Raw genomic sequence first — 17,884 nt, 5'->3', positions numbered from 1 at the left:
CTTTTAAAATTCAATTCTAAAATATTCTCTACCTTTGTTATATAAAGGCTTTTAAAGCCTTTTTTTTCTTAAATAAAAATGTAAAGTATGCAAAACATTCCTAGTGTAGACTTACGTGATTTCCTTTCGGACGACCCGAAACGTAAACAAAAATTTGTAAATGAAATCGGCAGTGCATTTGAAAACATTGGCTTCGTAGCCCTAAAAGGTCATTTTCTTGACGACCAATTGGTAGACGAACTTTATGGTGAAATTAGAAAATTTTTCGCCTTGCCAGTAGAAACTAAGCATAATTATGAAATTCCTGGAATCGGCGGACAAAGAGGTTATGTTTCTTTTGGAAAAGAACATGCTAAAGGCCGCAAAGAGGGAGATTTAAAAGAGTTTTGGCATTTTGGCCAATACGTTGATGAAAACTCAAAATACGCATCAGAATATCCTGAAAATGTAGAAGTTACTGAATTACCTCGTTTTAATGCTGTAGGAAAAGAAACTTACCAGATGCTTGAAAAAACTGGTGTATATGTATTAAGAGCTTTGGCTTTGCACCTTGGTTTAGATGAATTTTATTTTGATCAATATGCAAAAGATGGAAACTCTATTTTAAGACCAATTCACTATCCGCCAATCACTTCTGAGCCAGAAAATGCAATTCGTGCAGCGGCTCACGGTGATATTAATTTGATTACATTATTAATGGGTGCTCAAGGTAAAGGACTTCAAGTTCAAAACCATAATGGCGACTGGATTGATGCTATTGCAGCTGATGACGAATTGGTTATCAATGTTGGAGATATGTTGTCTAGACATACTAATAACAAACTTAAATCAACCATTCACCAAGTGGTGAATCCTCCTAGAGAATTATGGGGAACTTCACGTTTTTCTGTACCGTTCTTTATGCATCCTGTAAGTGATATGCGTTTAGATTGTTTAGAAAATTGTATTGATGAAGAAAACCCAAAGAAGTTTGATGATATTACCGCTGGTGATTATTTATACGAACGTTTGGTAGATCTAGGTTTAATCAAAAAATAAAACTTATTTAAGTTTCAATTTTAAAAATTCCAAATTCCAAACTTTCATTGGAATTTGGAATTTAATTTTTAAATTGGAGCTTATTTTGTTAGAAGAAGAAAACATATGGATTTTAAAGATCAATTAAAAAATTTGTTTCCCGATCATATCGAGTCAAACGAACCAGAAGAGGTTCAAGAGCAAGATCATGTTCTTTACATTCAAAAAGAACCAATGATCTGCAAGTTTGAAAAACGAAAAGGAAAAGCAACTACCATAATCGAAGGTTACGAAGGAAGTGATGAAGATTTTAAACTATTAGCCAAAGAAATAAAAACAAAATTAAGCGTTGGCGGTACTTTTAAAGATGATTCTATAATTATTCAAGGTGATTACCGAGATAAAATTATGGCTATTTTAAAAGAAAAAGGATTTAAAACGAAACGCGTTGGCGGATAAATAGAAAATCTCAATTTTTAAAATTAGAATTTCAGCAAGATGCACAGCCGTGCGTCTCTACAAAAAACCTTTGAACCTCAGACAAACCCTTAGAACCTAAAAAAAATGATACAATCATCAGAATTAATACTTAATCCAGACGGAAGTGTTTATCACTTAAACCTTCGTCCTGAACATATTGCCAATGATATAATTTTTGTTGGTGACCAAAATAGAGTTGAAAAAATCACTCAGTTTTTTGATTCAATTGAATTCTCGACTCAAAAAAGAGAATTTAAAACTCAAACTGGAATTTATAAAGGCAAAAGAATTTCTGTAATCTCAACTGGAATTGGTCCTGATAATATTGACATTGTTGTAAATGAACTGGATGCTTTGGTAAACATCGATTTTAAAACTCGCGAACCAAAAGAAAACCTAACTTCATTAAATATTATAAGAATTGGAACTTCAGGTTCTTTACAAGAAGATATTCCTGTGGATAGTTTTGTAATGTCGAAATTTGGACTTGGTTTAGATAATATGCTTCGCTCCTATTTAATCGACGAAGTTTCAAATGCAGCTCTTGAAGATGCTTTTATCAAACATACCAATTGGGACAGCCGTAAAGGAAGACCTTATGTAATTCCGTGTTCAGAAAAACTGGAACAACTTATAGAATCTGATAAAATTTTTAAAGGAATTACTGCAACTGCGGGAGGTTTTTATGGTCCGCAAGGCAGAGTTTTACGTTTAAATATTCAGGATGAGGAATTAAACAGTAAAATGGATAATTTTAAATTTGAGGATGAAAGAATCACAAATTTAGAAATGGAAACAGCTGCGATTTATGGACTTTCGGCACTTTTAGGTCATAATGCTTTATCTTTAAATGCCATTATTGCCAACCGTGCATCAGGAACATTCAGCGAGGATCCTTATAGAGCAGTTGATGAGCTTATTACTTATACATTGAATAAATTGGCGGGGAAATAATTAGATAATTTGTTAATTAGAAAATTAGATCATTTATGAATGATGCAATTCTTAAATTTGAAAAATTACTAAACGAAAATTTCCTTTTTTTTCCAACAATAGAGGATGAAATTCTAGAAGCTAGAAATCCAGGAAAATGGTCAAAAAAGGAAATCCTCGGACATTTGACAGATTCAGGAATTCATAATTTGGTTCGTTTTACAGAAATTAATTATCTAGAAAAACCTTATCACCACAGACCATACAATCAAATTGATTTAGTAAATTTAAATCAATATCAAACAATGGATATTCAGGAATTAACACAGTTGTGGTTATCAATCAACAAACAAATTCTTAGAATCATGAAAACTGTCAATGAGAAAGCCTTAGCATATAAAATTATCTTAAGCGATCATTCAGAAATTGATTTAAAATTTCTAATGACCGATTATGTTGAACATTTAGAGCATCATATTAATCAAATAAAATCTTAAGTTATGTTTTTAAGAGTTGCAAGACACACGGATAACTTAGAAATAATTGAAAATTTTTATATCAATATTCTTGGTTTTGAGCGATTAGGTGATTTTCAGAATCATAAAGATTATGACGGCGTTTTTATTGGAAAAACAGGTTTAGACTGGCATTTTGAATTTACGCAATCTAAAGTAAAAGCCAATCATTCTTTTGATGAAGATGATGTTATTATCCTATATCCAAAAACAATTTTAGATTACAACGAATTAATAGATAAGCTTGAGCATCATAATATTTCAACTATAACTGCCGTAAATCCTTTTTGGAATGAAAACGGAAAAATGTTTCAGGATCCTGATGGTTATAGAATTGTTATATCTCCATTGAAAGCAATAATAAGTGAAATTAATTAAGCAATTATAGAATTAGATAATTAGTCAATTTGAGAATTAGATAATGAAAAGAGATTGCGCAAAAAAATATTACAAAATAAATAATGGCAGAAACACATAAAAAAATCCTATTCAAATACTATAGCGATTATCTAGAAGAAACCGTTTCAGAAACTATGTGGGCTGAAATTGTAGACTTAGAAAAGGGACTTTTTAAATTAGATAATATTCCTTTTTTTGGAGCATTAATTGCAACAGACGATTTATTTTATGCTGAATTAGATGAAAAAGAAGAACGTTTGGTCTATCAAAAAACGATTGAAAGTTCTGGAAATTCGATAGTTCAGATTTTAATTTTAGAAAAAGATTTTGACAAGGAAATTATAATCGAAAAACTGAAAGCAATTAATTGTTTGTCTGAAAGTTTAAACGATACTTTTCTAGCTGTCGAAATTGCAAGAGAAACAGATTATTCGATTGTGCGAAGTGTTTTAAATGAATATGAAACGCTTTCTGTTTTTGAATTTGCAGAGCCATGTCTTTCTGAAAAACATCGTGCTGATTTATTAAAAAACTAAACAAACTTAAATACGCATACCAAACTTAACTTAAACTTAAACTTAACTACAATGAAAACGGTAAAAATTGCAGGTGTTCCGGAACACTTCAATCTGCCATGGCATTTATGCATTGAAAACGGCGAATTTGAAGCAGAAAATATTGATTTGCAATGGAAGGACATTCCAGAAGGAACTGGTAAAATGTGCCAAATGCTGCGCGACGGAGAAACTGATATGGCGGTTATCTTGACTGAAGGAATTGTAAAAGATATTGTTGCAGGAAACCCTAGTAAAATTGTTCAAATTTATGTGCAATCGCCATTAATCTGGGGAATTCACGTGGCTGCAAAATCTGATTTTAAGAATATCGCAGATTTAAAAAATAAAAAAGCCGCAATTTCTAGAATTGGATCAGGTTCTCAATTGATGGCTTACGTTAATGCAAACGAGCAAGGCTGGAAGAGTGATGATTTGCAATTTGAAATCATAAATACAATTGATGGTGCTGTTGAAGCTTTGACAAACGGAACTGCAGATTATTTTATGTGGGAACGTTTTATGACCAAACCTCTTGTAGATAAAGGTATTTTTAGACGCATTGGCGACTGTCCTACTCCATGGCCGTCTTTTGTAATAACAGTTCGCGACGAATTTTTGAAGAAAAATCCAAAAGTTGTTGAAAAAGTCCTAGAAATTATAAACAAAACTACTGTTGATTTTGCTCAAATTCCGAGTATTGATAAAACATTGGCTGAATTATTCAATCAAAAAGCAGAAGACATTCAAGAATGGCTGAAATTAACACAATGGTCTCAAAAACATTTAAATGAGAAAGCTTTTATCAAAATCCAAAATCAATTATTTGATCTCGGAATTATTGATAAAAAAAGTACTTTTGTTGAAACGGTAAAAGCGCTGTAAAAACTGCTTTCGATTCTTATGATAAATTTTCCTAAAATTGACTTTCCGCAATTAAAATCCAAATTACAGGTGAAATCACCTTGGGATAGGGTGATTATTATGCTGTTGAGTCTTTTGATAACGATACCTATTTTTATCATACTGCATCAAAATCTAATCGATTTAAACTGGGCTTTTAACTTAGATCGTGTATTAATTTTTATTGTAGTTTTCTCTGCCGTTTTTTTCTCTCTAATGCTCCTTCGAACCATAATAATATTATGTGTTGCGCTTTACCTGCTGATACTGTTTTACGGAACTGTGATAGGAAATTATGGATTCAGCGAAATCTCTGAGGATTATAATTCGATGATTTACACTATGTCAGACAATCCTTTTCCTCAGGATATTATTGTTGCAAAACTGCTGCCGTTTCCAAACAAATCAAAAATTATAAACGCGATCGAATATCAAAATCCAAAAGTTAGGAATTTTGCTATAATGGCGACTACTAAACATTTTAAAGGAATAAAAGGATATTCTGATTATAGAACTATAATTCAATGTTTTGCAGTATTTAAAGAAATCAACAGCCGCTGGAATTATGTAAATGATCCAAAAGAGGGCGATTATATTGCAACTGCCAGCGAGTCATTAGAATATTTTTCTGGAGACTGCGACGATCACTCTATTTTAATGGCAGCCGCAATTCGTTCTATTGGCGGCACTCCGCGATTAATTCATACAAAAGGACACATATATCCTGAAATACTGATTGGTTCTTTAATCGATTTGGAAAAAGTCAATTATCTAATCAAAAATGTGCTTTTTCCAAAGGAAAGCTATAAAAAGAAAATTCACTATCATATTGATGAACGTGGTCAGGTGTGGATGAATCTTGATTATACTGCCAAATATCCTGGAGGACCATTTATGTACGAGGAAATTTTAGGAGCTTTGACTCTTAATTAACTTTTATAATGGAAAGAAAACAGCGTCTTACTAAGCCTTTTCTAAAAATAAATAAAACCTAAGAAAGCAATAACAATTTCAATAAAATATTATAAATCAGATACATTAATTCATTTTGTGTTAATAAAATGTTAGGAGTAATACTTTTTTTTGTAACTTTTCCTGTCTAATTTTTAATCACAAAATCATGAAAAAATCTAAATTATTTATCTTCGGAATTGCATTGGCTGCAGTATTAATTATTTCATGCGCTAAGGGTAGAAATAAACTTGTAAATTCTTGGAAAATTACTGCTGTAGAAGCTAAAATGCCACTTTCAGATTCTTTAAAAGCAGTTATTCTAAGCGACGGAACCCTAACTTTTACAGAAGATGGGCACGTAACTGGCTTTTTAACTAGAGAGATTACAAATGGTACTTATGCATTGACAAAAGGTGGAAAAAGTTTAGTGATAAAAGATGAAGTTGGTACTCCATACCCTTGTGAAAGCACGATTACAACAGATGAACTGGTTTTAGATACAAAAGAAATGAAGCTTACTCTTAAGAAAATCTAACTTAAGTTTAGTGTAACATTTTTAAAATCAGAATCATAATTCAAAAAAAATAAAGACATTGAAAACTCCTAAATTATTTATTTAGGAGTTTTTTTTTGAAAAAAACTTAAAAAAAATATTGCGCAGTCAAATAACTGCATTATATTTGCAGTCAAATAACTGCATAATGGAAATTAGAAGAGATGTTTTTCAAGCGATCGCTGATCCTACCCGCCGAGCAATTTTAAGTTTAGTTGCTATACAAGCAATGACTCCCGGAGCCATAGCCGAGAATTTTAAATCGTCTAGACAGACTATTTCAAAACACATACAAATATTGAGTGAATGTGAGTTACTGCACCAAACACAAACAGGAAGAGAAATTCACTATCATTTAAATCCAGAAAAAATTAAGGAAATCGACAGTTTTATTGAACCTTTTCGCAAAATGTGGGATGACAGGTTTAATAAATTAGAAAGTATAATGAAGAACTATAAACCCAAAAACGATTAATACATGGAACCAAAAACTAAAGTTAGTGCCGTAAATGGACAACAGCAATTAGTGATTACTAGAGATTTTGATCTTCCCTTGGAGTTACTTTTCAAAGGATATACGGAAGCCGAAATTGTAGAACAATGGATGGGAACAAAAGTACTGAAACTAGAAAACAAAAAACATGGCGGCTGGCAGTTTGAAACTTCAGATCCTAATGGAAATGTGGTTTTTAAAGCAAACGGAGTTATACATGAATATATTCCTAATCAAAAAATAACACGAACTTTTGAAATGGAAAACACGAGCTTCTCTCCTCAATTGGAATTTTTAGAATTTGAAAAAATCACCGATGAAACCAGCAGGCTTACGATTCAAATTATTTATAGATCAATTGAACTTAGAGATCAAACATTGAAAATGCCGTTTGCCCAAGGTATTAACATGGCACATAATCGATTACAAGAAATTTTAAGTAAAACATTAAACTAAAATATTATGAGCAAAAGAAATAAAATTATCTACTGGATTGCTACGCTTTGGCTGGCATTAGGAATGACTGCGACAGGAATTGTGCAATTATTAAAAATGAAAGATGAAGCAGAAATGATAACGCGCTTAGGTTATCCTTTATACTTTTTAACTCTTTTAGGAGTATGGAAACTTTTAGGAGTTATAGCGATTTTAATCCCTAAATTCTCTTTATTGAAAGAATGGGCATATGCTGGTTTCTTTTTTGCAATGACAGGAGCTGTTTTTTCGCATTTTGCTATAGGAGATTCTGCCAAAGACTATTTTGGTCCAATATTGTTGATCGCTTTAACTATTGTTTCTTGGTATTTTAGACCTGCCGAAAGAAAAACCAGTACGATCTAAAAATAGAGAAGAAACATAAAAACTTTGAACTTAAACGGCATCAAATTAATTATCCTTTTGAGAACATTAATTTATTCTGTAAATACAATAAATATTTCAATTAATTGTTTTTATAAATACACCTCAATAGTGTTTAATCTATAATAAATAGTTCAGAGATATGAAAAAAATAGTTTTTTTAGTTATTATGTTTAGTGTTTGCTTACAAGGATATTCGCAGGATGAACTCAACGCCAAATTTAAACCGATTCCTAAAAAGAATTCAGAAGTTAAAGAAGTGATTCCTCCTCCTAAAGAAAATACTCCAAAAGCAGAACCGCCGGTTGTTGCCGAAAAACCAGATCCATTAAAAGTTAATCCAGAGGAGCTTTTTAAAGATACAAATCTGTATAAAAAAGAGTCAAATGTTGATGGTATTTTTTATAGACGAAATCAATTTTTAGGAAGTTTTAAAACAACATCTTTTACTTCTACAATTCGTTATCGCGACGCTGCTTTTGTAGACGGTGATAAAATAAAAGTATATTTAAACGATAAAGTTGTTGAGCCAGAAGTAAGTTTAGACGGAGAGTTTAAAGGTTTTAAAATTAATTTGGTAAACGGAGTTAATAAAATTGACTTTGAAGCATTAAATGAAGGATCTGCTTCGCCAAATACAGCAGAGTTTCAAGTTTATGATGATAAAGGTGTTGTGATTGAAGCGAGTCAATGGAATGTTGGTACGGGTTACAAAGCAACAATTGTAATAGTGAAAGAATAAAAATAGAAATTTCTTAATTCTATTTTAAATCAAAAACGGTCTTTTCAGACCGTTTTTTGTTTTTATACGATTTTCAGTAGAATTGCTTAAAATTGTCAGTAAAACAGCAGTGTTTAGACAAATTCGAAACAATTATAACAAAAACTGAAAGACGAATTTGCACCTCAAGTTTAACTTCGCTTTTGTAAATATCCAATCAAAATGGATATAGATCTAAAAACGATTAAACTATGAAAAAAACCTTTAACCTATTTTTTACTGCCTTTGTAATTACCTTCAGTTCGTTTGCGCAAACCAACCAAAATGATCCCTCACTCGCTTGGTTAAAAAAAACATCTGAAGTAATACATTATCAGTTAAGCAAAGCTGCTGAAACGTATAAACCCGGAAAAAACCCTCGTTCGACAAATCCCGATGGAACTGTTAGACTTGCTGGTTTGACCGATTGGACAACTGGATTCTTTCCCGGAAGTCTTTGGTACGGATATGAATTAACCGGAGATAAAAAACTAGCTCAAGAAGCACAAAAGTTCACACTTGCACTAGATTCTATCCGACATATAAAAAACACGCACGATTTAGGCTTTATGCTTTATTGTTCTTACGGAAATGCCTACAGAATTACTGGTGATAAAACTTATCTTCCTGCACTTGCAGATGGTGCCCAAAATTTATACGCTCGTTTTAGTCCAACAGTTGGAGCCATTCGTTCTTGGGATTTTGATTGGTGGCACTACCCTGTTATTATCGACAATATGATGAATCTTGAATATTTGTATTGGGGCGCTAATCAATTTAATAAGCCAGAATATGCAAACGCTGCCAATTTACACGCTTTAACAACAATTAAAAACCATTTTAGAAAAGATTATAGTTCTTATCACTTGGTAGATTACGATCCAAAAACGGGTAAAGTACTACGCAAAGCAACACACCAAGGAGTAACAGACGATTCGGCTTGGGCACGCGGACAAGCTTGGGGACTTTATGGTTATGCAATGTGTTATGCAAATACTAAAAATCAGAAATTTTTACAGCAGGCAGAAAACATTGCTTCTTTTATAATGAATCATCCTCGTATGCCAAAAGACAAGGTTCCTGTTTGGGATTTTGATGTTCATAATGCAATGGATACTGATGAACTAGCTCCAAGAGATGCATCGGCTGCAGCAGTAATTGCATGCGGATTATTAGACTTAAGCACTCAGGTTAAGGACGGAAAAAAATATGAAGATTATGCTGAAGCAATTTTAAAATCATTGTCTTCTGAAGCTTATTTAGCTAAACCAGGTGAAAATAATTTCTTTTTATTGAAACATAGTGTTGGAGCATTTTTATACAATTCAGAAATTGATACACCACTGGATTATGCAGATTATTATTATTTAGAGGCATTAAAAAAATATGCTGAAATTAAAAAAATAACTTTTACAGAGAAATCGTAACTCCATAAATTAAAGATGAAGACTAACAAATACCTATTCATTTTTGCATTTATTCTGTTTTCTGCACAAAACATTTTAGCACAGGAAACCAAAATAAATAAAACGAGTTTCGACCTTATTAATCTTGATTATAAGGGACTTGAAAAAGTAAAAGCATTGGTTACTGCAAAAAAGTACGAAGATGCCAGTGAACAGCTTTTAAAATATTATCGCGGTCGTACTGATGTTAAAAATTTAGATTTTAACAGTACAGACAGACAAAAATATGCTGGTAAAAAAGTAAGCGACAATACCTTGGAACTAGCGAATGATATTTTATTGCACAAATTTAAACCGCACAAAGGCTATCCTGCTTACGATTACGGAAAAGACATCAACTGGCAGTATCGTCCTGTTCAAGATCAATTACTGACTACCTTTTTGCATCGTACTGCTTTTTGGGAGCCGTTAGGAATTGTTTACAATAGTACTGGTAATGAAACATATGCAAAAGAATGGGTATTTGAAGTACGCGATTGGATCCAAAAAAACAAACAAGGTGCTTATCCTGATGATAAACAATATGCCTGGAAAGCCTTTGTCGTTTCTTTTAGGCTTAATCACTGGTCTTCATATTTTAATATGTTTATTAATTCGCCGCATTTTACTCCAGCTTTTTTAATGGAATTTTTAAACTCTTATAAGGAACAAGCTGATTATGTAATGAATAATTATACTGATATTGGAAATCATCGCTTATACGAAGCACTCCATATGATGTATGCAGGAAGCTCTTTTCCAGAAATGAATCATGCCGAAACATGGCGTAAGAGCGGTATCACAGTTTTAAACGACGAAATCAAAAAACAAGTTTTACCTGATGGAGTTCAGTTTGAGTTATCACCATCCTATCATATTGGCACAATTAAGATCTTTCTAGATGCCTTGCAAATTGCACAACTAAATGGTGTAGAAAAAGAGTTTCCAGAAAGTTATCATAATCTAGTCGATAAAATGATACTGGCAGTTGGTAAATATTCATTTCCTGATTATACATTTCCATTATATGGCAACTCTTTCTTAACAACTAAAAGTGCCATGCTTAAAAATTATCAAGTATGGACAAAGGTTTTTCCTCAAAATAAAACAATTGAATATTACGCTGCAGACGGAAAATCAGGTTTGAAACCTGAGTATCTTTCCAGCAGTCTGCCCAATGCGGGTTTTTATGCCTTTAGAAACGGCTGGGACACAACATCGACCGTAATGCAAATTAAAGCTGGACCTCCCGCCGGGTTTCATTCTCAACCTGATAACGGAAATTTTGTTCTTTGGGTAAAAGGTCGTGACTTTACTCCTGACGCTGGCAGTTTTGTTTATGCGAATGTTGGTAATCAGGAAAATAGTAAAAGAGATTGGTATCGTTCTACTAAAGCACATCAAACCTTAACTCTTGATGATCAAAATATCCAAAATGATGCAAAACTAATTAAGTGGCAGCCAGATGGAAATCTTCAACTACTTTCGTACCTCAATCCAAGTTATAAGAATTTAAATCATGAAAGAAACTTTTTGTTCGTAGATAAAACTTTTTTCATCATTATCGACAGAGCAATTGGAACCGCAAAAGGCGATTTAGCAATTCATTACAATTTAAAAGAAGATAGTAAAGCGAGCATAAATAGCTTAAACAACAGCATCGTTACAAATTATAGCGATGGAAACAATCTTGTTATTCAACTTCTTAATAAAGATAAAGTTACTCTAAAAGAAGAATCCAGTTTTGTTTCCTACCAATATCAAAAAGAGACAAATCGACCTGCTTTTGTATTTAAAAAACCTAAAAACAATGAGCTTACGCAAGGCTTTATCTCCATACTTTATCCATACAATGGCAACAAACCACCAGAAATAAAAATCATCGAGAATAAAGGACATGATCTGCCAAATGGTAAAATTGATCTAACCTTAACCATAAATGGAAAAATAAACCAAATTCAACAAAACCTTAATCCTTAAAAGATTAAAAAACTCAGGACAACTTTTATTGCCTCAGTGATACAACAAAAACTTTACGAAGCTATCTTTGGAATTCAGAAAAACTGAAATCAAACAGCTTTTAATTTTATTAAATAACCACAATCTATGCAACTAATTAAATTAAAAATCTGAATGAAAAACCTAAAAAACATTATAAGCATATTGTTTCTTTCGTTGACAACATCCTTTGTCAATGCTCAAGAAACTCTAATTAAAAAAGAAAATTTTGACGTTGTCAATTTAAACTATCCAGGTTTAGAAAAAGCAAAAAAACTCTTTGACGCAGCACAATACAATGAGGCTGCAAAAGAGTTGCTAAGCTACTATCGCAATCGAAAAAACATAAAACATCCTGATTTCAATGTGGGTGATGAAGATAGATTTAAAGGAAAAGATGTTGGAAAAGCAAATCAAGAAAAAGCTGATAACGCTTTGCAGCATAAATTTCAACCTATAAAAGGTTACAGCTATTTTGATTATGGCGCAGATATAGACTGGAATTATTGGCCTATAAAAGACAACGAAATGCGCTGGCAGCTTCACCGCGTAAATTGGTGGCAGCCAATGGGTATTGTGTATAGAAGTACTGGTGATGAAAAGTATGCTAAAGAATGGATTGCTCAATTTCGTGATTGGGAGAAAAAAAATCCGTTAGGACTTTCTAAAGACAATGATCGATATGCATGGCGTCCGTTAGAAGTTTCTGATCGTGTACAAAGTCTTCCTGGAACTTTTAATTTGTTTGTATCCTCTCCCAATTTCACTCCTGCTTTTTTAATGGAGTTTTTGAATTGCTATGCTAAACAAGCTTCATATATTCCAGCACATTACACAAAAGATGGAAACCATTTATTGTTTGAAGCACAGAGAATTTTAGGCGCGGGTGCTTTTTTTCCTGAACTAAAAGAAGCTTCTGAGTGGCGAAAAAGCGGTATTGAAATTCTAAACCGAGAAATAAAATTACAAGTCTTGGCTGATGGTGTTCAGTGGGAATTATCTCCTACTTACCATGTTGCTACAATCGATATTTTCTTAAAAGCATACAATTCGGCTAAAATGGCAGGAGTTGAAAAAGAATTTCCTGCTTCCTATTCGAAAACAATCGAAAAAATGATACTTGCACTTATAAACATCACTTTCCCTAACTATAACATTCCAATGTTTGGCGATGCATGGCTGGTTGAGAAAAACGCAAGATTAAAACAATTTGTTGTATGGTCAAAAGCGTTTCCTGAGAATGAAGAAATTAAATATTTTGCAACAGATGGCGCATCAGGAAAACTGCCGTCTAACTTGTCAAACGCATTATCAAATGGTGGTTTTTATACTTTTAGAAACGGCTGGAACGAGCAGTCAACTGTAATGATTTTAAAAGCCAGTCCTCCTGGAGAATTTCACGCACAACCTGACAACGGAACTTTTGAACTTTGGAATAACGGACGTAATTTCATGCCGGATACAGGCTGTTATATTTACAGCGGTGATGCTGAAGTTACCAAAATGAGAAATTGGTACCGTCAAACCAAAGTGCACAATACATTGACTTTAGACAACCAAAATATGGTAATTACTAAAGCGAAAGAAGAAAAATGGCAGACTGGACAAAATTTAGATATTTTAACCTACACAAATCCAAGTTATAAAGATTTAAACCATCAGAGAAGTGTGCTTTTTATTAATAAAAAATATTTCTTGATCATAGATAAAGCTGTCGGAAATGCAGTTGGAAAATTAGGTGTTCATTTTCAATTGAAAGAAGACAGTAAACCATTTTTCGACAAAACGAATAATAAGGTGTATACTACTTACGAAGACGGCAACAACTTGTTGATACAATCTTTAAATTCAGATAAAATAACTCTTAGTGAAGAAGATGGAAAAGTATCTTATGCATACGGCAAAGAAACTCCAAGACCTGCTTTTGTATTCGAAAAAAATAAAATCGATAACAAAACACAAGATTTTATAAGCATCGTATATCCTTATAATGGTTCTAAAGCTCCTGAAATCAGTATTAAACCAAATGCCGATCATAATCTGGAAAAAGGAATTGTGAGCCTTACAATTAGTATTGACGGCAAGAAAAGCGATATTAAAACATCCTTCTAAAAACAGTAAAAGAAAATATTTTAAATATTCTATTTCAAAGACGTCTCAACAGGACGTCTTTTTTTTGTCTTGTTTTTATCTTGTCTTTTACAAAGAAACTAAATCCACCTTTTAGCAAATAACCTTTACTTATAATTTTCAAAATCTAGACACAAAATAATAGACTGTAACAGATTAAATTTACTTTCTACTTAAATATCAACGGCTTATATCGACTTTATTTTTCACTTATTTAAATGCTTTTTAACCGCATTTTAAACCTTGTTTATCTTTTGCATGAAATAGAAAAAGATAATACTAAATAAAAAGTAAGAAAAAATATTAAAAATACATTTTTACCCTTAATTTTTTGGGGTTTAAAGCTTGTTTTAATCAAAATCAATAGTATTTTGGACGTTTTCAAAACTGTCATTTTAGGTCGATTTCTATATTTGTTTCTATCAAATAATAACCAACATGACTAATCAAAAGCTAATGAATCAATTTTTACAAAAACATCTTTTGTTTACAAGACAAAAAATCCCTAAGTCATTTTTTCAAGTTCATAAATTGTTATACTTTTCTCCAAAAACAATCATCGGCCGATTGTGATTTAAAAAGAATACAATTTAAGAGACATTAAACCAAACCTTATTAAAGCCAATCGTTAACTGCCGGAAAAATAATGCATCAGTAACTTTTGCTTTACAAGGTTAAAACTAACTCAAATATTAGCTATTTGGAATAAGCCAAAACTTATTCCGGTTAAAACCAAAATTATGAAAAGGACTCTATTTTTATTTTTACTGCTGACAACTTGCGTGATGTACGGGCAAGATGTTATTACAGTTAAAGGTGTTGTAACCGACTCCCAAAATATGCCTATGCCTGGGGCAACCGTTTCTGAAAAAGGAACTAAAAACAGCACAATTACCTCTATGGATGGTGAATATCAAATTAAAGTAAAATCTAATGCTGTATTAGTATTTTCTTTTATTGGAACCAAAACTACTGAAGAACAGGTAAAGAACAGAACACTTATCAATACAAAGCTTATTGACAATGCCAATAATCTTGATGAAGTTGTTGTAGTTGGATATGGAACAAAAACACGAAAAAACCTTACTGGTGCAATATCTTCTGTAAAAGGAACTGAAATAGCTAAAATTCCTGTACAGGATGTAGCGCAGGCAATGCAAGGTCGTATTGCCGGATTGCAAGTAACTATGCCAGACGGAACTCCTGGAGCACAACCTTCATTACGAATTAGAGGAGGAACTTCGATCACGCAGAGTAACGAACCTCTTTATGTAGTCGATGGAGTAGCACAAACTGGCGGTCTTGCTTTTTTAGATCCAATGGATATCGAATCTATTGATGTCTTAAAAGATGCATCCTCTACTTCTATTTATGGTGCGCAAGGTGCAAATGGAGTAATTTTAGTAACTACAAAAAAATCTGCTGGCGGAAAACTTAGATTAAGCTACGATACTTATGGCGGTATAAAAACAATTGCCAAAACATTACCGGTAATGAACCCGTACCAATACACACAATTGGTTTACGAAAGTGCGACAGATGACACCAGAATGCAAAAATACCTAAGCACTTTTGGAACTTATGATGAAATGGAAGGACTTTACAAAAATAGAGCGGGAATCAACTGGCAAGATGAAGTTTTTGGAAATGCTGTTGTAAATCAGTATCATAAAATAGGTATCAGCGGCGGCGAAAGTGATACAAAATACAATGCGTTTTATTCGGTTAATAATGATCAAGGAATTATGATTGGCAGTGAATCTTTAAAAAACATTGCAAAATTGCAAGTAACACAAGCGATAAGCAAAAAATTTACGGTTAACGCTATTGTCAATTATTCTAATCAAAAAATTACAGGATTATCTACAAATGATGGTGGAAATGCTAGATTAAGTATGCTGCAAACGCTATTGCAATATCGTCCTACGATTGGAAAAAATGGTTCTGATGATGATCTTAAATATTTGCTGATTGATCCGTTAGACAATCAAGCTTCACCAGCATTTCAAAGTCCGCTTATCACTATTGACAGCCAAAAAAGAGAAACAGTAAATCGTTCTATCAACATGAACTTTCAACTTTCGTACTACCTTACACCAAAATTAGTTTACAGCGGTTTGGTAAGTTACACGGATAACAGCGTTAAAAGTAAGTACTTTAATGGTGCTGAAGGAATACAAGCTATCAGATCTGGTGGAGCAAACGGAGGTATTACACATAATCTTTCGACTCGTTTAAACTACAACAACGTTTTGACTTACAATAATACATTCGCTAAAAAGCATAAACTTAGTGTAACAGCAGGTCAAGAGTATATTTACAATTATTCTGAAGGAATTTCAGCATCAGCATCAGCATTTCCTAATGTAAATTTAGGATGGGATAAATTACAACTTGGTACAATTGCCGCAATTCCAACTTCATTTGCTGAAGACGATAAATTATTATCATTTTTCGGAAAAGCCGATTATTCATTCAAAAGCAGATATTTACTGTCAGCAAGTTTACGTGCAGACGGTTCTTCTAAATTTGGAACTGAAAATCAATGGGGAGTTTTCCCTTCGGTTTCTGCCGCTTGGAGAGTTATTGAAGAAGATTTCATGAAAAATATTCCTGCATTTTCTGATTTAAAATTCCGTTTAAGTTATGGAGAAGCTGGAAATAACAGAATTGCAAATTATGCTGCTTTAGGTATTTTCAATTCAGGATCATATCCTTTAAACAATCAAGTAAATATTACTGCTTTTCAAAGTAATCTTCCAAACCCATATTTGAAATGGGAATCTACTAAATCAACCAATTTAGGTTTAGATTTAGGATTCTTTAAACAACGTATCTCTCTTACTACCGAGTTGTATGAAAATCGTTCAAAAGATTTACTTTACAACACTCGTGTTCCTGCTAGTTCTGGATTTAAAAAACAATTCCAGAATATTGGAGCAACTTCAAACCGTGGTATAGAATTTACGTTGAATACAACTAATGTTAAAAATGATAATTTTAACTGGAACACCACTTTTAATATTGCTTTCAACAAAACAAAAGTCCTTAGTTTAAGCGAAGGTGAAACATCACTTATTACTAATAGTTATACAGACAAAAATGACTACATCCTAAAAGTGGGACAGCCAGTCGGCGTAATGTATGGTTATGTAAACGACGGTTTATATCAAGTAAGTGATTTTGATTATAATGCAACTGCCGGCACTTATACTTTAAAAAGTGGTGTAGTAAGTGATAATCTTGCTGTACAGCCTGGTTACATTAAATTTAAAGACATCAGCGGTCCAAATGGTACTCCAGATGGTGTTATCAATGATCTTGACAGAACCGCAATAGGAGATGCAAATCCAAAATATACAGGAGGTTTAAACAATACTTTCAGTTATAAAGGGATTGACTTAAGTGTTTTTCTTGATTTTACAGTTGGTAACGATATTTACAATGCAAACGTGCTAAACAATTCAAGGCTTAATTTAGACAATCTAAATACATTTGCCATGTTTGCTGATAGATGGACAACTATTAATGCTGCTGGACAACGTGTAACTGATCCTACTGAATTAGCTGCTTTAAATGTTGGTAAAACGAACCCTGCTTTTAATGGTAACACTACAGGACGTTTGTACAGCGATATTATTGAAGACGGTTCTTTTTTAAGAATCAACAATATTAGTTTAGGTTACACACTGCCAAAAGCATGGCTGAAAAAATCGTATATCTCAAATTTGAGAGTTTATTTTACAGCTTATAATTTATATGTATTTACGAAATATTCAGGATTTGATCCAGAAGTCAGCGTACTTAATAATGCGATTACCAGAGGAGTAGATTTTAGTGCTTATCCAAGAAGTAAATCCTTTATCACTGGTTTAAATATTTCACTATAATT

17 protein-coding genes are annotated in these 17,884 nt (G+C 32.6%); all 17 read left to right on the top strand.

Annotated elements, in window-relative coordinates:
- The first annotated feature begins 87 nt into the window (after positions 1-87).
- On the top strand, positions 88-1,038 hold the full coding sequence (locus tag B0A81_RS03640) for an isopenicillin N synthase family dioxygenase (protein WP_089055504.1): 951 nt from the start codon (positions 88-90) through the stop codon (positions 1,036-1,038).
- A 105-nt stretch (positions 1,039-1,143) separates the two neighbouring features.
- The gene (locus tag B0A81_RS03635) at positions 1,144-1,476 is read left to right on the top strand and encodes a translation initiation factor (RefSeq protein WP_089056753.1); all 333 of its coding nucleotides are present in this window, start codon (positions 1,144-1,146) and stop codon (positions 1,474-1,476) included.
- Positions 1,477-1,581: 105 nt separating this feature from the next.
- On the top strand, positions 1,582-2,451 hold the full coding sequence (locus B0A81_RS03630) for a nucleoside phosphorylase (RefSeq protein WP_089056752.1): 870 nt from the start codon (positions 1,582-1,584) through the stop codon (positions 2,449-2,451).
- A gap of 35 nt (positions 2,452-2,486) precedes the next feature.
- Positions 2,487-2,927: a DinB family protein gene (locus tag B0A81_RS03625; RefSeq protein ID WP_089056751.1), complete on the top strand. Its 441-nt coding sequence runs from the start codon at positions 2,487-2,489 to the stop codon at positions 2,925-2,927.
- Between the two features lie 3 nt (positions 2,928-2,930).
- Complete coding sequence (locus B0A81_RS03620; RefSeq protein ID WP_089056750.1) at positions 2,931-3,323, top strand: VOC family protein; 393 nt, start codon at positions 2,931-2,933, stop codon at positions 3,321-3,323.
- Between the two features lie 83 nt (positions 3,324-3,406).
- On the top strand, positions 3,407-3,880 hold the full coding sequence (locus B0A81_RS03615; RefSeq protein WP_089056749.1) for a DUF4265 domain-containing protein: 474 nt from the start codon (positions 3,407-3,409) through the stop codon (positions 3,878-3,880).
- 51 nt (positions 3,881-3,931) lie between these two features.
- Entirely contained in the window at positions 3,932-4,783 is an 852-nt protein-coding gene (locus B0A81_RS03610; RefSeq protein WP_089056748.1) for a substrate-binding domain-containing protein, read from the top strand.
- A gap of 18 nt (positions 4,784-4,801) precedes the next feature.
- A complete protein-coding gene (locus B0A81_RS03605) occupies positions 4,802-5,734 on the top strand; it encodes a transglutaminase-like domain-containing protein (protein WP_089056747.1) in 933 nt (310 codons plus the stop codon).
- Between the two features lie 187 nt (positions 5,735-5,921).
- Positions 5,922-6,290: a hypothetical protein gene (locus tag B0A81_RS03600; RefSeq protein ID WP_089056746.1), complete on the top strand. Its 369-nt coding sequence runs from the start codon at positions 5,922-5,924 to the stop codon at positions 6,288-6,290.
- A gap of 166 nt (positions 6,291-6,456) precedes the next feature.
- Complete coding sequence (locus B0A81_RS03595; RefSeq protein ID WP_089056745.1) at positions 6,457-6,783, top strand: ArsR/SmtB family transcription factor; 327 nt, start codon at positions 6,457-6,459, stop codon at positions 6,781-6,783.
- A gap of 3 nt (positions 6,784-6,786) precedes the next feature.
- On the top strand, positions 6,787-7,257 hold the full coding sequence (locus B0A81_RS03590) for an SRPBCC family protein (protein WP_089056744.1): 471 nt from the start codon (positions 6,787-6,789) through the stop codon (positions 7,255-7,257).
- A gap of 6 nt (positions 7,258-7,263) precedes the next feature.
- On the top strand, positions 7,264-7,641 hold the full coding sequence (locus B0A81_RS03585) for a DoxX family protein (protein WP_089056743.1): 378 nt from the start codon (positions 7,264-7,266) through the stop codon (positions 7,639-7,641).
- A 160-nt stretch (positions 7,642-7,801) separates the two neighbouring features.
- Positions 7,802-8,401, top strand: a complete 600-nt coding sequence (locus B0A81_RS03580) for a hypothetical protein (protein ID WP_089056742.1) — start codon at positions 7,802-7,804, stop codon at positions 8,399-8,401.
- A gap of 230 nt (positions 8,402-8,631) precedes the next feature.
- Entirely contained in the window at positions 8,632-9,846 is a 1,215-nt protein-coding gene (locus B0A81_RS03575) for a glycoside hydrolase family 88 protein (RefSeq protein ID WP_089056741.1), read from the top strand.
- A gap of 15 nt (positions 9,847-9,861) precedes the next feature.
- On the top strand, positions 9,862-11,844 hold the full coding sequence (hepC, locus tag B0A81_RS03570; protein ID WP_089056740.1) for a heparin-sulfate lyase HepC: 1,983 nt from the start codon (positions 9,862-9,864) through the stop codon (positions 11,842-11,844).
- A gap of 153 nt (positions 11,845-11,997) precedes the next feature.
- A complete protein-coding gene (gene hepC, locus B0A81_RS03565) occupies positions 11,998-13,974 on the top strand; it encodes a heparin-sulfate lyase HepC (protein ID WP_089056739.1) in 1,977 nt (658 codons plus the stop codon).
- Between the two features lie 758 nt (positions 13,975-14,732).
- Positions 14,733-17,882, top strand: coding sequence for a SusC/RagA family TonB-linked outer membrane protein (locus B0A81_RS03560; RefSeq protein WP_165768029.1), 3,150 nt, complete (start codon positions 14,733-14,735; stop codon positions 17,880-17,882).
- Positions 17,883-17,884: the final 2 nt, after the last annotated feature.

This window comes from Flavobacterium plurextorum, assembly GCF_002217395.1.
Lineage (GTDB): Bacteria > Bacteroidota > Bacteroidia > Flavobacteriales > Flavobacteriaceae > Flavobacterium > Flavobacterium plurextorum.
This window is presented reverse-complemented; position numbering and strand designations above follow the sequence as displayed.

Coding starts and splice junctions, on each gene's coding strand:
- B0A81_RS03595 (WP_089056745.1), top strand. CDS start 6,457: ATGGAAATTAGAAGAGATGTTTTTCAAGCGATCGCTGATCCTACCCGC.
- B0A81_RS03600 (WP_089056746.1), top strand. CDS start 5,922: ATGAAAAAATCTAAATTATTTATCTTCGGAATTGCATTGGCTGCAGTA.
- hepC (WP_089056740.1), top strand. CDS start 9,862: ATGAAGACTAACAAATACCTATTCATTTTTGCATTTATTCTGTTTTCT.
- B0A81_RS03575 (WP_089056741.1), top strand. CDS start 8,632: ATGAAAAAAACCTTTAACCTATTTTTTACTGCCTTTGTAATTACCTTC.
- B0A81_RS03610 (WP_089056748.1), top strand. CDS start 3,932: ATGAAAACGGTAAAAATTGCAGGTGTTCCGGAACACTTCAATCTGCCA.
- hepC (WP_089056739.1), top strand. CDS start 11,998: ATGAAAAACCTAAAAAACATTATAAGCATATTGTTTCTTTCGTTGACA.
- B0A81_RS03625 (WP_089056751.1), top strand. CDS start 2,487: ATGAATGATGCAATTCTTAAATTTGAAAAATTACTAAACGAAAATTTC.
- B0A81_RS03585 (WP_089056743.1), top strand. CDS start 7,264: ATGAGCAAAAGAAATAAAATTATCTACTGGATTGCTACGCTTTGGCTG.
- B0A81_RS03620 (WP_089056750.1), top strand. CDS start 2,931: ATGTTTTTAAGAGTTGCAAGACACACGGATAACTTAGAAATAATTGAA.
- B0A81_RS03640 (WP_089055504.1), top strand. CDS start 88: ATGCAAAACATTCCTAGTGTAGACTTACGTGATTTCCTTTCGGACGAC.
- B0A81_RS03560 (WP_165768029.1), top strand. CDS start 14,733: ATGAAAAGGACTCTATTTTTATTTTTACTGCTGACAACTTGCGTGATG.
- B0A81_RS03630 (WP_089056752.1), top strand. CDS start 1,582: ATGATACAATCATCAGAATTAATACTTAATCCAGACGGAAGTGTTTAT.
- B0A81_RS03615 (WP_089056749.1), top strand. CDS start 3,407: ATGGCAGAAACACATAAAAAAATCCTATTCAAATACTATAGCGATTAT.
- B0A81_RS03605 (WP_089056747.1), top strand. CDS start 4,802: ATGATAAATTTTCCTAAAATTGACTTTCCGCAATTAAAATCCAAATTA.
- B0A81_RS03590 (WP_089056744.1), top strand. CDS start 6,787: ATGGAACCAAAAACTAAAGTTAGTGCCGTAAATGGACAACAGCAATTA.
- B0A81_RS03580 (WP_089056742.1), top strand. CDS start 7,802: ATGAAAAAAATAGTTTTTTTAGTTATTATGTTTAGTGTTTGCTTACAA.
- B0A81_RS03635 (WP_089056753.1), top strand. CDS start 1,144: ATGGATTTTAAAGATCAATTAAAAAATTTGTTTCCCGATCATATCGAG.